Origin of the sequence: Vibrio owensii CAIM 1854 = LMG 25443 (genome assembly GCF_000817815.1) — a bacterium.
Taxonomy (GTDB): Bacteria; Pseudomonadota; Gammaproteobacteria; order Enterobacterales; family Vibrionaceae; genus Vibrio; species Vibrio owensii.
Genome location: NZ_JPRD01000028.1, coordinates 192,644 through 207,797, shown reverse-complemented (window position 1 = coordinate 207,797; position 15,154 = coordinate 192,644). Strand labels below are relative to the sequence as shown.

Below are 15,154 nucleotides of genomic sequence, written 5' to 3'. Positions count from 1 at the left end.
CTTAATTTTCATTTTGTTCTGCTATGCCAACTAAACGGAAATAGCTTCTCTTTGCATCTCCGTCGGAGATCAATTCCGCCAGTAATTCCGGCAGAGGCATTCCACACCAACGAATGATTTGTTCGATGGAGTAAGAAACTGGTGAATGAGGCTCACTTTCTCTAAAGAAGTCTGCCACCTTTTGTAACTGCTCAATCGCCTGTTCACGCGATTGCATGTTTGTCATCAATAAAGCGCCGTTTTGGTTCTGTACCGTTGGTGCTTCCTCATCCTCAGTCGGTTCGAGCTGGATAACTTCATTCACCTCAGATGGAGCTTGAAAACGAACGCCCAACAGATGCTTTAATGCCGAATGTATTGAATCTAGTTTCTTGGAGATGTATGAGCTCGGTGTAACGTCCCCAACCGCATCATCAAGCTTTTGACTAAATTGGCTAAACGCAGCCATCGCAAACTCAAGGTCAGAGATAAGTTCACGATAGAACTCATCAGATGTAGATTTCACCGTGTCGTTAATCTTGGACATTTCAACAGCACCCTGCTCAACCTTGTAGCGGCGCTTGTCTTCATCAAGTCTCTCTAACTCAATCGCTTGTTGATATTCCCAAAATGCGTACGGTTGCTCTACACCTATGTCAGTCAAGGGAATGGATGCTAAAGGAAAAATCAACGTACCTTCACTATCGATGCCATTTAGGCCAATAATGGAAGAGATACGCGTCTCCATACCGTCTTCATCAGGCATTGGATACAGTTGTTCCCAAAAATTGTCGATGAAGTTTGAGGCAATTTCATAGCCAACTCCCATGCCACGAAATCCATAAAGACGCGTGAGGGCTTCAATTAACCATGCAACAAATTCTAAGTCTTTTGATTGGCGAGAAAGAATATCCGGAACCTCGTCAATAAAGACACGCCACAAGTTAGTGTGCGTTAATATGCTCTCTTCTTCGATAATCGCATTGCGCTCAGCATTGCGTGCCGCCATTCGACTGTCTTTTAAACGGTAGTATGCTGATTGAGGTGACACGTCTTCACGCGGATCTACACCTGTTGGGCGCTCTTCTGATACTGGCAATAGAACCGGAGCCAACCAATCGAATACCCTGCTAGAGTCAGATACACTTTTTGAATCAACCATTCGCCTTGCTCCTCAAGAATACTGGGATCGTGGCATCCTCTTGTGTTCGTCCGTCTAGCTCGCTTCTCTCACAGCAAGCTTTGATCAAAGCGCACGTGACATTGTCACTCGCACCTCTCACTAATGCAGAATGCATCAAAGCTAAGCCCGCCTGATTCACCGAGTCTGCATGAAGTGTCTTGTGCATCTCATCGTTGGTAAGTTCTTTTGATAGTCCATCACTGCACAAAAGAAATTGGTCACCGTCTGCAAGCTGGCCTGATACTTGGTCTATCGTGACTATTTCGTCCACACCAATCGCTCGTGTAATGACATTAGCCAGTGGATGTGACTCTGCATCCTCAAAAGCCAATAGACCTTGCTCAACCAAATCCATGACTTGGCTGTGATCTCTGGTTTTTTGGGAGAAGCAACCTTCTCTGAGTTGATAGATGCGGCTGTCTCCTACCCATAAACAATGGAAGTAGCCATCTTGCATAAACAATAAGACGAGAGTCGTTCCCATGGTTTTGCCCTCTAAGTGGGCTTGTGCGTAATCAAAAATCTCTTTGTTTGTTTGCTGGACAACCGTTCTTAGTTCATCGATATTCGTCGTTTTGCTGTCTTTGATATGGCGAGCGATACGATCCACTAACATCTGACTCGCAATATCCCCCGCACTGTGTCCACCCATTCCGTCCGCCACAACCCAAAGCCCAGCTTCAGACATCTCAAGTAAAGCGTCTTCGTTATAAGGTCGCACTTTGCCTGGATGCGTCTTAGCAAAAGTAAAGTAATTCCAATTCATTCTTCGCTTCCTACCAGTTCCACTTTTGCCAGTTGCCGTCTAGCATTGCGGAATATTGTCCTATCGAGGGCAAGCCAGATGTCACCAACATGCACGGTTCGATGTTGTCCGAACCGTCTGTCCACCAAAAGCAAGGCGTTTTGTGGTCCTTACCAATCATTCGATTCAAAAGGCTGTTCACTGATAGCTGCGACGAACGCTGATAAATGACGGACAGTTCACTTTCATAAACCATCGTTGGAACTTGGCTTACGCCTGCTTCTTCGGTTGGTAGATTGTCAGAGTCTGTCAGCCCTTGTGCCCATGCATCGAAAACAAATTCATCACTCAATACGGCAACTGCAAGGTTTTGGCTATGTTGTGTCCAGTCACTCTGTTGCCAGTAGTTCACCGCAGGTCCCTGTACTGCGCGCGCCACGGTAAAAAAGAAATAACGACCTGACGAATCCACACTGGGAATGACACTGCCGATATAAGTTGCATCTTCCATGTAAGAAACATCAAGCGCAAAATGCCAGATAGGAGCTGTCAAAAAATACTCGCTCCAATTTTCACCCAGTTGCTCACGGCTAACGGCAATCACCGCTTGCTGCCAGTCGTGCCAACGACCAGTAAATTCTTGGGACAAACCGTCTTTAACGAAATCCCCTTTAGCCGGCATTTTCCCTATGTATCCCCAAGAAGAAGTTAAAGCGTTTGTGGACATCGGAACCTCTCCATTTCATTTGACCAGAATGGGTTTACCGTGCTCGAAGGGATCAGCTCCAACTGAACTTTATTACCATTGAGATCAATCATCACGATGTTGTCTTTTCGTGACTCGGGACGTGCTTTAAGTGATTGGTCTAGCAATCTAAAGATGCCCCATTCACCCTCATATGTATGGGCAATTTCTCGCTTTGATTCCGGCGGCGTAAATACGATTCGGGTTTGATCTTGACCTGCTGGCCAACTTAACGATTTAGCACGTGCTGGACCATGTTTATAAACGAGGTCTTGTTCACCTAACTCCAATACAAAGCGAGTGATATGTTGGTCTAGATAGACTGGTTTCATTCCAAACTCGACTCTCAGCGAGTTATCAGATTCAAAGAAGGTTTGTCTAATGCGCTTTGCTTGTTGAAACACCGCTAATGTTTCCGGTCTCACACCGATTTCTTTCTCAAGTTTCCAGCGTCTAGAGGAGGTGTCCACAAATGGTTCGAGATACTCTTTAAAGAAAGAGTCCATCGTTCCGCCATAGCCGAAGAAACGTTTAAAATCTTTAAGTCGCACTTCCTTGGCCGCATTTGAAACAAAAGGATAACGTCCCGCGATAGAACGACGATACGGTTTTACTACTTGCGTTTGCCAAAGTTGGTTTAGGTGATCTTTAGAACCACTCTCAGCAAATTTCACTGACTCTTGAGACAACTCACCTAACCATTGATTAAATGGCTTTGGTAGCAACTCTCGCGCCCGCTCAAAAGAAGCTGCTACATCTTGGGTAACCGTTCCATCCAGAATACTCTTGTAAGCAATCTTTTGATTGTTCCCTGAGCTTGATAGATCAGACAAGTAAGAACGCAGATTAACCATTGCTTGCTGAATGTCGTCAAAATCTTGCTCATCCAAACGTAGAATTTCAGTAAAGTGTTGCTCCACTTCTTTCCCGGGCAAGGCTACGTTAAATGCATTTTCTTCAGGTAAATACAGATCGAGCTTGTCAGCCGTATTTGAAAACTTCACCTTTGCTACATTTCCCGCAACCTCAGAGGCGGCTTTTTGGTTTTCTGACAAAACCACTTTCGTTAAGCCCACTTCTTTTTGCATAGCACGCAGTAGTGATTCAATTGGCCTTTCAACACCAGATAGCACCCTCGCCTGAGCGGAAGCCAACTCTAAACTTGGCGCCTGTTTAAGCTGGATGTCTTCAATCAAGTTTTTCCACTCATTGATATAATCTTGGTAATAACGCTCTTGTACACCTCGAATAGCGCTTGCATGGTCAATTTCATGCGCTTTTAAATCGTCCCCATAGACCCAGTTTTCCTCCATCAAACTTTTTACCGTGCGGTTAATTTGAATTTGAAAAATGCTATGGAATCCGTTGTAAGTGTAAAAACCGGAAATACCTTGCGATAGTGGCTTACCACTGTTTCGTTCGAACTGCTCTAAACCCTTCGGTCCCAGAACGTCAGTCAACCTAAATGAAGGCACATGACTTTTCGCAAACTGCAACTTCATACGTTGGTAAGCACGTTCCGGCAAAGACATTTGCGTTAAGACTTCTCGAGCCTCCGCTACCGATGATTCGTCGTAAGAAAGCCCTCGCTCATTGCTGTCCAGCAAGTTTCGAGTGTGCGTCATTAAGCGCTCTCTTAGCACCTCATTAAGTACACCTGGGTAATGACGTTCATAGTAGAAACCAAACCAACTCAGAACTTCCTCTTGCTGATATTTATTTGGGTTAAACAGCATCAAATAAGTTTTGAGTGTTTCGTATAGATATTGACGATGCTCTTGGTTCCCTTCCATTTCTGAGACAAGACTCTGAAGCACCATTGGAGCAAAGTGCTTATTTAACGCAGAGGTATAAGCGTTGTTCGCCGCTTGAGAGACCTTACCCCCTTGATATAGGCCAAACTTTTTGATCGCCGTTTCGTCTTCATAATCGCTTTGTTTACCGAGCGGTAACATCATGATGCGATCAAGCGTTTCTATTGCACTGATAATATCTGAATCAAAGTCCAAGCTATCCGCGCCTATCATTGCGTTGATATGGTCAGTCTGCTTATTGGTTTGATTAATAAGGTTCACGTTCCACTGGTAACTGGTGAACCAAACGCCCGAGGCACCTGCCAGTGCCACTGCACATCCGATGTAAACGCCTCGGTGGAGCCAACTAGACTGTTTTTGATAATGACGATTCACCGTACCAAGCAATTGCTCTTTGAAAATCACTCGATCAAATAGGTTTTTGACAAAGTAACTATCAGAACTTCGACTGTTCATTGATAGCCCGAGCTTGCCAAGTCCCAACCCACTTGTGGCTTCATTCATTAAACGGCTAACAGGGATCCCTTCTTGAACCGAACTCACCATAAACACACCACGGATGAGAGCCGGCTCTTCAAAGCTGTTTTGAGCAAAAATATCGGTTAGAAACTCGTCTAAGTTTGCCTGTAGTACACGCAACTGTTTCGGAAACTCGAAGATAAGCGCACGCTTATCAAGATCATCTTCAGTTTCAAGGATCCTCAACATTCGAGCATCAAGACGTTCTAATAGGTGATGAAACTCTTTATTAAAAAGAGAAATAACGCCTTTCTCATCCTCGCAATCTTGAGGGAACATAAAACCAAAGAGCTCGTCTCGTTCTTCTTTACTCAAGTCAGAAAAAAACTCATTAAACCCCGCGACGAGATCCATCTTAGTAAGCAGTACGTAGATTGGAAATTGCATGCCTAATTGATTTTTCAACTCTTGTAAACGAGCCTTAATTGCTCTTGCGTGCAAGCTGCGCTCAGTGCGAGTCTGCGACATCATGCTGGCCAAACTCACCGTCACGATAGCGCCATTGATTGGTCTCTGAGTTCGGTATTTTTTAAGTAGTCCAAGGAACCCATGCCAAGCCTTTGAGTCGACCTTTTCCTGACTGTCTTGCGTGGTGTAGCGCCCTGCAGTATCAATTAACACCGCTTTGTTCGCGAACCACCAATCGCAATGTCGAGTGCCCCCAACCCCAGCGACCGAATCTGTACCCATTGACTCAGCCAAAGGAAACTCCAAGCCAGACTGCTTGAGAACCGTTGTTTTACCCGTACCAGGAGGACCAATCAAAACGTACCAAGGCAATTCATAAAGGCTGCGCTTTCCTTTATGCGTTTTAGTCACGAGTTTAATTGCCTTTTCAATCCTGTCTTGCAAGACATTGATTTCAGAAGCGGCTTCTTTATCCGATTGAGAGTCAACTTCTAACAAAGTCTGAATACTCTCGTCTTCTTTTACTTTTTGCTTGTGTTGTTTCGTAAGATTGAAGATCCCCCAAACGAAAACCAACACTAAAATACTGACGAGACGTTGAAAATCCGTCTTTAACGGTTCATAACCTGCGACGGTAATTAGGGGCCCAACAGCCCATATAAAGATTGAACAAGCTGCGACACCAACTAAGCCGATAAACCAGCGTTGAGTAAAGATTTTGCCTACTTCTCGGATACTCATTTATCTCACTTTCCTTAGTTCGCAACCATTAGATCAATTTCGATTCGGCGATTAAGCGCTCGGTTCTCGTCGCTAGTGTTATCGACCAAAGGCCTCGCATCCCCTAACCCTTCAGGCAACACACGTCCTTCTAACGCACTATTCGCGATTAACTGCTCAGACATCGCGGTGGCTCTAGCCAGAGAGAGGTGCCAGTTAGAAGGATATTTGCTGGTAAAAATTGGTTTGTCGTCGGTATGTCCTGCGACCAAGATTTTCCCTTCTGTCGCCTCTAAGGTTCGAGCCAATTTGGATATCACGGGCTGAATGTATTCAACAACCTCGGCACTTCCAGACTCAAAGAGATCTTGAGCTTTGATGGAGATTCGAACTCGGTCTGGAAGCGCGTCGACCGTGACTAAACCTTTACTTATTTCTGTTGCGAGATACATGGAGATACGTTCAGCGATATCGGTGACTTGAGAATCAGTTTGAACCGTTGACTCAACTTGTGCCGGAGCGATCAAGTTGATCAAGTTGGTGAAGGTTTGGTTGGAGGCTTTGTTAAGGTCATAACTAAAGTACATAAAAATACACACCAACAAAGCAAGTGTGACCGAGCAAACAACCCACAAAGGCGCTCGTTCAGAGATTTGCGCACCATCAAGAAGACGGGCTTCGACATTATCATTCATGCCTTGCTGTAGACCTCGGCCATGATTCTTTAGCGTCGCCATCACCTGCTTTCTCAAACGACGATGTGCTTCGAGTCCGTTCTTCTCTAGTCGATATTGACCGACAAAGCCCAAGGACAAGCAAACATACATTAATTCAAGAAGATCTAAATGAGACTCAGGAGAAGACATACACTTCTCAAGGTGTTGATAAAATGCCTCACCACCTTGGCTGCTCGAATAAAACGACGTTAACAATGAATCGTGGCTCCAAGCAGATTGGCTACCCCAATTTGTATTCAACACCGCTTCATCAGTTGCACAACACAAACAGTAACGTGCCGTATCTATCGTTTCTAAATTAATATTTTTCTGACGTAGTCGATTCTCGTAATCTCTTAATTTCTGCGCTAACGTTTCTTTTAAAAAGAACACATCAGAGTGCATCGCCGTTGCTCTTATCTGACCAATGATAGAAAGGATGCCATTAGCTTCCGCCAGTATTGGGTTAGTGCCAAAGGCGACTACCGTGTCATTGTTCACAACCTCGGTGCTTTTTGAAATCACCACGGTACTGTCTGCCGATTGTGGCTGAGATACTTTAGCGCTTACTGGCCTTCCGCCTGGCGTTGGCTTAATAATTGTCTGTTCCATAGTGACGTCACCCGTTATTGGTTAATGCTCCAAAGCTCAATATCTGCATTTGGAAATTGGCCAGATAACTGTAGAGCGATGCCTCCACTCTCTTTTAGCCTATTCCAGAAAGGTCCTTTTTTGATGACTTCAAAATAGACGTACCCGGTTTGATAAGGGATCTGCCTCGGAACGACATTGAGTGGCGCAACATTGATACCATTGATCTGGTTGTTAATGAGGTCACGAATTTGTTCTGCTGGCCCAAACTTAAGTTGCGCAGGTACCAATCGTCTAATCTCTTCGATGCTCGTATCAGCCTTAACAGCCAATAAGAACTGACTGGAATCAAGTAGTCGCTTGTCTGGTAATGGTGTGACGTGTATACCGAGTTGGCGAGCCTCTAACGGTAACTTATTAGCGGTCTGGTCGAGTACAACGCTTAAATATTGGCTTAACACTTGGTTAAGTTCCTGAACAACAGGAGTTAGGTTTGTATGATCATAATCAGACAACGCAGGGACACGTTTCGTCTTGCTTGAAAATGTCGAGAGTTCGCCGACGTAGCCCTTCAATAAAGTAATAAGCTCGAGCGGATGAATTTGATCTAATTTTCCTAGGTGCTTAAGAACCATCTCATATCGGTTTAGCATTTGTAGCATGATGAAATCCACCGCTGATGCAGAAGCCATCTTTCCTTGAAGCAGGCGTTGAGATAAAACATCTGCACGAATCTTAGTCATTGCGGAGACGTTTTTAAGACAGTTCATCATGGCTTGATCATTAAGCGCATTTAGGTTCGGTGGCGTGAATTCATCATCCAAGATAACGACGCCTTCACTTGTTACCTCTTTAACTTTTAGAATGGGCAATTCAACAAAACCAGAAAGCTTTTCATTATTCGCTTTCAACGCCATGTTCAATGATGCGATTTGAATACACTCTTCGTCTTGACCTGTCTGAACATCAATAACATCAATATCTTTCAACAAATATCGCGACACCAAGCCTTCGCTAACATCAGCGACCATTTTCTCTTTCAAGCTCTTCGCCGGCACGGTTAGCTTAACGAGCGTGTCTTGCGTACCTTTTTCAATGCTCAAAGGACTGAGCTCAGCGCTCGCATTCTGTAGTTGGACGACCGTCATATCAGGTAGAATTGCGTCTATACTCTCAACTTCCACCAGCCCTTCTTTAAGGCTGTTTGAGTTAACACGGACTTTGTAAACGCCCCAATTATAGGGGTGTTGAAAGCGATTTAACCCCTTGAATTCGTGTTCTATCGCACGTTCGCTTTGTTGAAAATGTTGAGGACGTAAAAACATCCCCTCACACCATGCTGTGCGGGAGTAATGTGTCATGGTTTTATCGCCAATCAAGATTAGTTAACGAACAAAGACAAATCGTCTAGTTGAATTTGGTAGGTGTTGTACCCGGTTTGATCAACCTTAATCACCTGTCGCCAATTTGAGTTTTCTATATCTCGAAAAGCCGCAACTAAGCCAAGATATTTCGTCTTAGCAGACATACTTGCGTGATAAACCTCTTCTTGGCCAGGCGTTAGCGATATCTCATACTTGTTCACTAAATCTGGCCCCAAAACCGTGTCGTAGTTTTCGTATATTGAAAAGAAATCTTGGCTTTCAAACACCGTCGAAGAAGTGAGCTCAAACACATAAATTACGACTGGGGAAGGTCTACCATTCGAATCAGGGTTGATGTTATGTTTTGCAGCTAGCTCTAAATCAGCGTAAGGGGCAACCACAAGGTTTGCAGCGGAGCAGCCCGTAAGCAGTGCAGTAAAAAGTAGAACTAGAGTTTTCATTATCGCTTTCATCATCATCCCTTAAATTTTAGTTTTTAGCGCGCTTTCATAATGCTTTGCAAAATCTTCTAAATAAAATGGCGATTCTTTATTTATTACTTCATCTGTCAATTGATGATGAATACCTTCAAATTTTTTCCAACTGCATGCATATTTTCTCGCAGGAATTAATTTATTTAAGACACTATCATTGGACATCGCATCAGAATAAATCGTTGCTGGCTCTACTAATGACATAACACTTGATACAGTACCTTCGACACCTTTCATTAAGGCACGCTCATGATTTTCAATATCAAAGAACGCTTCTTTTATCGCAATATCAGCGCGCATAAAACTTGCCGATTGACGATTATATAAATTATGAATTGCGTCTTCTAAATTAGCAGAGAACTTTAACGGGTTATTTTCAGATTTTCTAAACGCCGTATGATTCAAACGATTATTTTGTTTAAACTCGGCACGATTGTGTAATGTTTCCATTAAGCCTAATAGCATCAGGGAAAACGATTGACCTAACTGCTCAAACCATTGCTCACTGCCTTCATCTGGGACCATATTTGGGTTGATACCCAAACCTCTAATAAAAGCCTGTACGTTTTTCTCATCGAACTCATGTGAGATTGGAGTATGGGAAGGCAGCTTTTCTTCTTCTCGGTCATCTTGAGAGTGAGATGTAGGTGCGTCTAAAAAGTCATCCATAAGCCCGATATCTAGTTGAAACTCGGAAGAAACGCTCTCTTTTAATAGATCTGAGGCATTCAAACCAAAGTTGTCGTGAGCCAAGTTTTCAATAGCAACTTTCTCACCTACTTCATTGATTTTATTAGCCTCACTTAATGAATCGTCAATGCGACGCTCTTCAAGGTTAACTTGAATTTGATAATCGCCGAGGGTCACTACATCACCATGATTCAGTGCTAATTCATTTCCTTGACCAACAGGACTGACCGCGTTGTTTACAAAAGTGCCATTAGTGGAGAGGTCTTTAATCAAGTATTTGTCACCAAACTTGATCAGCTCTCCATGCTTACCTGAAATGACTCTTTCAGGGTCTGGCAACGTCCAATCGCACTGTTCTGAGCGACCAAAACTGACTTTCTCATGCTCGCCTGTCGCGTCAAAAACGAATTCGTTGTCTATCTCTGGTGTGAACTTATGAAAGCTCGTAATGGTTAAAACCAACGTCATGTAAACCTCGCCAAAGGAACTGCTTAATATATAAATTTAGTTCTTAATAGTTAGGCGACATCTTATTAACACTAAAGTTAATAATGCCTAATCAAATAATAATTAGATTTCACGAACGGAATAATGAATTAAATTTACAGCAAAGCAATCGAGGATTATTACCCAGAACAAAATATACAACGAGGTTCAAATTTTTGACGCTAAATTTTTCATTCGTCAAAAAACCGATGTTAGCTTTACCGAGAAATCAACATTTAACTATTTTTCATTAGTTGATGAATTATATATTCACACCATCATTTTATATGGAGCCTCGTGATGGACGACCAAAGTAAAAACAATTCTATAAATAAAGATTCGAATGGTGATAAAACAAAAATTGTAAAGACTCAAAAAAGAGAAAATACAAACGACAAGATGGGTAATATAAATAATGAAGGCTCAGCCCAAAATAATAATGAGACAAATACAAAAGTGTCTCATAATCAAAACACTATTCCACCAGTGGGTAACCCTCACTCTAACTTCGAGAACAGCGCTCATAAAAAGCGTCCTGATTCTTTACTCGGTGAGACAATCAAAAACCGGTATGAAATCGAGTCTTTAATTGGTCATGGTGGTTTGTGTGATGTCTTTTTAGCGAAAGACAAGATCCTCGAATCGTCCGGTTCCGATACTCCATATGTCGCACTTAAAGTTCTCCAGAATGAGTATGCCTCGCAGCCTGAGACCGCACGCATGCTGATTCGTGAAGCACAACAAACTCAGAAGTTAAGCCACCCGAATATTATCCGCGTTTACGACTTTGGTGTTGATGGTGACATTTATTTCCTTGTTATGGAGTACGTTGATGGTGAAACTTTGGAAGGGATAATTCAACGCTCTCGACCGGACGGGTTAAGATACAACGCTGCCCTATCGATTCTTAATCAAACGCTGGACGCGTTGTCGTATGCGCATTCACTCGGCGTCGTTCATGCCGATTTAAAACCTGCCAACGTCATCCTCACGTCTGAGGGAAAAGTGAAGCTGTTAGATTTTGGTGTATCGAAAACTCAGCAATTAAGACATGACCAATACGCAGCTAAACGGAAGTCTCAAGATACAGACACACTTGGCTATACACCAAATTATGCGTCACTAGACATTTTGTCGGGTAAGGAGCCAAAATTCAGTGACGACCTTTTTGCCTTCTTCTGCATTACTTTTGAACTTTTAAGCTGCAAGCATCCTTATGGTCGAACTCCTGCCGGTGAAGCGTTGAAAAAAGGTATTAAAGTGAGGAAGCCAGCCAATTTACCTTTCTCAAAGTGGAGTCTATTCGCTAATGCTTTTACAACAGGAACCGTACCTCAAGGCTTGAACTGTGTTGATATAAAAACACGACTTAATACAAACCGTTGGCCTTTGTACTCTGGTATTGCAGCTACTATCGCTTTATTGGCGGCACTTGGCATGTTCTATCAACAGCAACAAGGTACGATCTCCAAACTAAACCTAGCACTGGCAGAGAAAGAGCAAACGATCGAGTTGGCCGAACAGTTACTCAATACATTACCAGAAGACACAAAAGCATTAATAGATGACAAACAAGGGCTACACCCTGTGATTGAGGCGGGCTTCCTACGCCTGTATAAGCCTCACCTCTTGGGCGAGTTTGAGTCGAAAATTGATGATGTACTGAATTCCGATGTCACCACTTACCCAAATTACGATCAAATTGAATCCATCTTGCAACAAGCAAAGGTTTACTACCCTGACTCACACAAAATTGAAGTGTTGGCATTGGACATTCAATCAAGTAAACATTCAACGCTTCTTTCGATTGCACGTCAGATAAACAGCCACTTAGAAAAATCCGTTTATGCTCAGGTTGAAGGTGAGAAATCGATCTATGATCTCAAGAAAGAGCTGCAAGAGATCCACCAAGAATACCCTTTCACACCAAGCTCTCTGGCTAGTGAAGTATTTGGGCAGCATTTGAATGACGCACTTCAACTGAGAGATGCTGCCGCTTTGGTTACCTTGATTAAGGTTGGAAATACGTTCTTTTCTGAATCTGAAGAACATCAAGAAAACTTGGCTTTCAGCAATGCGATGAAAGATGCCGTGCTAGAAATGAAGTTGTATGAGACTGCCAAAGACAGCACTAACCCACTTGCTTTCCCATCGGATGCCGCGCGCCTTCTCTATCAAGAAGAGTTTGAAGGGCTGCACTACCGCCTAAAACAGGCTCGCACGACTGTAAATCTCGATAAGTTAGTAAAAGACATTGACGCGTTTGCCGAGAACTTTCCGCCCGGTTTTCAAGACATTAACGACCTTAGGTTCCAAACTGCTGATAAATACCTTCAGTTTTCCGATATCTTGCTGAATAAACGAAAATCCAAGAGTGCAAGGCGTGCAATGAAAAAGGCGAACGAGCTATTAAAACGGTTAGAAAGTGACGCAGAACAGAGTTAATGACTACAAAAGTTGATGAGGGGCATATCGCCCCTTCTTTGTCGCAAAAACCACTTGCCTTTATGCAAACTGATGACTAACTTTATTTTAGAGTGTGCTAATCCGTACAAATAGGTAGAAGTTTGACCGCAGGGAAGATCGAAGTCGATAACATCAGCATTTTAGTCATTGATGACTGCTCAACATCAGCGACGTTGATCAAGCATCAACTGGTTTCGCTCGGGGCAAAATTGTCGAACATCACTTGTGTGAATAGCGCTCAAGAAGCATTGAACGCGGTGAAAACACGCTTTTACTCATTTATTGTGATGGACTATCACCTATCGACTAAGTTGACTGGGCTCGATTTGATCAATTTGATGAGCCGAGCCAAGTTAATCTCGGACACCACTGCGGTTCTTATGATATCTGGTGATGCAACGCAGGAAACGGTACTGACTGCCCTTTCTGGCCGAGTAAGACACCTACTTACCAAACCACTCCAAACCAAAGCCTTGAAAAACAAGATGCTTGCTGCATTACAAGAGCAGCATAACCTTGCGGAAGTACGTCAATCACTGGGTAAATGCAGTACACTCACTCTCGCTGAAGTAGCACGCCTACATAAAAAGTATGCGACGAGCGTTTGTGTAGAATCACTGCTTATCGATACCTTGGTCGAGACTCAGCAGTTTGATGTGCTTGAGAACTTCCTTCCCTTCTGTAATGACAAAGAACACGCGAGCCGTATCTGCGCTGAAGCCTTTTTACTCCATAAACAAGGGAAGCTCAGAGAAGCGGTGGATGTGTTAGCAAACTATGTTACGCATAACCCTCTTTGTTTGAGAGCAATTGATAATCTCGTTGGCTTATACGAAACACTTGGCCAGCACAATAATGCGTCCATTCTGGCAAACCGAGCGTTTGAGCTTACACCAAGCAGTAGTGCACGTATGGTCACTGTTTCTCGAATAGTATCCAAGCTTAGGCAGATAGACAGGCTATACGAGGTTGGGTATCTATATGCTTCGAACGTTTCTTCAACTGATACGCTCTGGTTATCTGCAATGAATTCGTATGTTGATTTGATTAGTGAGCACTTCAAGACGCTTTCGAGCGCCAACGAGAAGAAAAAAGTACTTATAAAACTGAATGACTTTTGCTTGCTGGCGGAGAAACAACTGAACCGAAATCAGCAAGTCGATTTAGCGGCCTTCAAGCAAATGATGCAATGCAAGTTGTTGTTGCTTGAAGCGCGACCAGAATACGCGCACAGAAAGCTGATGAAGTCTCTCAGCTACTACTATGCAACACCAAATAAAACCCCGTTGCCCTTGTTGAAACAAGCGATTCCATTGATGGATTTCTTCGGTGAATTCGCAATTAAACAGAGCTTACTGGCACTACTCGCGGCAAAGTCTGGAGTGCCGATGAAGCAAAGCGCTCAAGGAGACAACAACGACAAGCGCTTGAGGGATAGATACCCGTTCTCAACTGAAATGCGCCTCAAAAAACTCTCTGATAACAGCATTGATGCAACAGATATTATATTGGACGAGAGCATTGAGTTTCTTTCTCAGCGTCCTTTACCACCCAATTGGTCTAACTGGCTCAAAGATTACCTATCCGGCTCTTACTCGTCCCAGTTGCCAACCCCTTTTAACCTACAAGCCACACAGTGGAGATGAGCAATGATCAATTTCGAAGTACTCAATACTTATATGGATAACGATGTCGATATTATCTTTGCTGTTTTCTCAACCTATATGGAAGACTACGAAGATGGATTGGAGCGTATTAATCAACTTAACCAAGACCAAAATTGGCCTGAGTTGTTCCTATTGTCACACAGTTTAAAAGGCATCCTTTCAAGCTTTGGAGAGGAGTCAGCAGTATCAGCACTTAACAATATAGAGGAGCATACAAGAGATAATATCGCACCAGATAGCGGGGATCTGGCTATAGTTAATAAAGAGTTGGTTACGATAAACCAACAGATAACTGATTACTTATCCAACATGGATTAGTGACAAAACAATAAAAAATATTACGTTAATTGGAAATGCTAGGCTATGAACAACACAAATTTTAAAGAGTTGATAGATTCGCTTAAGGATCTGACGCCAACTCAAAAAAAATACTTAATAAGCCAGACGCGGCTTTCTTTAGAAGAAAGTGAAGTCCTGAAAAACAAAGACTTACTGACACCTGAAGAGCTCGAATTACTGCTTGCTGTAACTAACGCAAAATGAAAGACCGATAGAGGGAGCTAAACG

12 protein-coding genes are annotated in these 15,154 nt (G+C 43.2%); 4 read left to right on the top strand and 8 right to left on the bottom strand.

Annotated features, from left to right (window positions below):
- Position 1: 1 nt before the first annotated feature.
- The 8 genes from tssA to tagH are packed head-to-tail and all read right to left on the bottom strand — an operon-like array spanning position 2 to position 10,436.
- Positions 2-1,141, bottom strand: coding sequence for a type VI secretion system protein TssA (tssA, locus tag H735_RS17050; protein WP_020196284.1), 1,140 nt, complete (start codon positions 1,139-1,141; stop codon positions 2-4).
- A complete protein-coding gene (locus H735_RS17045; protein WP_020196285.1) occupies positions 1,134-1,928 on the bottom strand; it encodes a PP2C family protein-serine/threonine phosphatase in 795 nt (264 codons plus the stop codon). The genes tssA and H735_RS17045 overlap by 8 nt, the downstream gene beginning before the upstream one ends.
- Before the next feature lie 10 nt (positions 1,929-1,938).
- Positions 1,939-2,634 carry a type VI secretion system-associated protein TagF gene (gene tagF / locus H735_RS17040; protein WP_020196286.1) on the bottom strand — a complete coding sequence of 232 codons (696 nt, stop codon included), beginning with the start codon at positions 2,632-2,634 and terminating at the stop codon, positions 1,939-1,941.
- Positions 2,616-6,134: a type VI secretion system membrane subunit TssM gene (gene tssM / locus H735_RS17035; RefSeq protein WP_020196287.1), complete on the bottom strand. Its 3,519-nt coding sequence runs from the start codon at positions 6,132-6,134 to the stop codon at positions 2,616-2,618. Before tssM ends, tagF begins: the two co-directional genes overlap by 19 nt.
- Positions 6,135-6,148: 14 nt before the next feature.
- Positions 6,149-7,441, bottom strand: coding sequence for a type VI secretion system protein TssL, long form (gene tssL, locus H735_RS17030; protein ID WP_020196288.1), 1,293 nt, complete (start codon positions 7,439-7,441; stop codon positions 6,149-6,151).
- Positions 7,442-7,455: 14 nt separating this feature from the next.
- Positions 7,456-8,781: a type VI secretion system baseplate subunit TssK gene (gene tssK / locus H735_RS17025; RefSeq protein WP_080641593.1), complete on the bottom strand. Its 1,326-nt coding sequence runs from the start codon at positions 8,779-8,781 to the stop codon at positions 7,456-7,458.
- Between the two features lie 20 nt (positions 8,782-8,801).
- Positions 8,802-9,257: a type VI secretion system lipoprotein TssJ gene (tssJ, locus tag H735_RS17020; protein ID WP_020196290.1), complete on the bottom strand. Its 456-nt coding sequence runs from the start codon at positions 9,255-9,257 to the stop codon at positions 8,802-8,804.
- A gap of 9 nt (positions 9,258-9,266) precedes the next feature.
- Positions 9,267-10,436 (bottom strand): type VI secretion system-associated FHA domain protein TagH, encoded by a 1,170-nt coding sequence (tagH, locus tag H735_RS17015; protein ID WP_020196291.1) that lies wholly within the window; start codon positions 10,434-10,436, stop codon positions 9,267-9,269.
- A gap of 318 nt (positions 10,437-10,754) precedes the next feature.
- Between tagH and H735_RS17010 the strand changes: the two genes are divergently transcribed.
- The 4 genes from H735_RS17010 to H735_RS16995 all read left to right on the top strand — a co-directional run bounded on the left by H735_RS17010 (position 10,755) and on the right by H735_RS16995 (position 15,130).
- The gene (locus tag H735_RS17010) at positions 10,755-12,899 is read left to right on the top strand and encodes a serine/threonine-protein kinase (protein ID WP_020196292.1); all 2,145 of its coding nucleotides are present in this window, start codon (positions 10,755-10,757) and stop codon (positions 12,897-12,899) included.
- A gap of 122 nt (positions 12,900-13,021) precedes the next feature.
- Positions 13,022-14,566 (top strand): response regulator, encoded by a 1,545-nt coding sequence (locus H735_RS17005; RefSeq protein ID WP_020196293.1) that lies wholly within the window; start codon positions 13,022-13,024, stop codon positions 14,564-14,566.
- Positions 14,567-14,569: 3 nt separating this feature from the next.
- Positions 14,570-14,905: an Hpt domain-containing protein gene (locus H735_RS17000; protein WP_020196294.1), complete on the top strand. Its 336-nt coding sequence runs from the start codon at positions 14,570-14,572 to the stop codon at positions 14,903-14,905.
- Between the two features lie 45 nt (positions 14,906-14,950).
- Positions 14,951-15,130 (top strand): hypothetical protein, encoded by a 180-nt coding sequence (locus H735_RS16995; protein ID WP_009705290.1) that lies wholly within the window; start codon positions 14,951-14,953, stop codon positions 15,128-15,130.
- The last annotated feature ends 24 nt before the right edge of the window (positions 15,131-15,154 follow it).

Coding starts and splice junctions, on each gene's coding strand:
- tssA (WP_020196284.1), bottom strand. CDS start 1,141: ATGGTTGATTCAAAAAGTGTATCTGACTCTAGCAGGGTATTCGATTGG.
- H735_RS17045 (WP_020196285.1), bottom strand. CDS start 1,928: ATGAATTGGAATTACTTTACTTTTGCTAAGACGCATCCAGGCAAAGTG.
- tagF (WP_020196286.1), bottom strand. CDS start 2,634: ATGTCCACAAACGCTTTAACTTCTTCTTGGGGATACATAGGGAAAATG.
- tssM (WP_020196287.1), bottom strand. CDS start 6,134: ATGAGTATCCGAGAAGTAGGCAAAATCTTTACTCAACGCTGGTTTATC.
- tssL (WP_020196288.1), bottom strand. CDS start 7,441: ATGGAACAGACAATTATTAAGCCAACGCCAGGCGGAAGGCCAGTAAGC.
- tssK (WP_080641593.1), bottom strand. CDS start 8,781: ATGACACATTACTCCCGCACAGCATGGTGTGAGGGGATGTTTTTACGT.
- tssJ (WP_020196290.1), bottom strand. CDS start 9,257: ATGAAAGCGATAATGAAAACTCTAGTTCTACTTTTTACTGCACTGCTT.
- tagH (WP_020196291.1), bottom strand. CDS start 10,436: ATGACGTTGGTTTTAACCATTACGAGCTTTCATAAGTTCACACCAGAG.
- H735_RS17010 (WP_020196292.1), top strand. CDS start 10,755: ATGGACGACCAAAGTAAAAACAATTCTATAAATAAAGATTCGAATGGT.
- H735_RS17000 (WP_020196294.1), top strand. CDS start 14,570: ATGATCAATTTCGAAGTACTCAATACTTATATGGATAACGATGTCGAT.
- H735_RS16995 (WP_009705290.1), top strand. CDS start 14,951: ATGAACAACACAAATTTTAAAGAGTTGATAGATTCGCTTAAGGATCTG.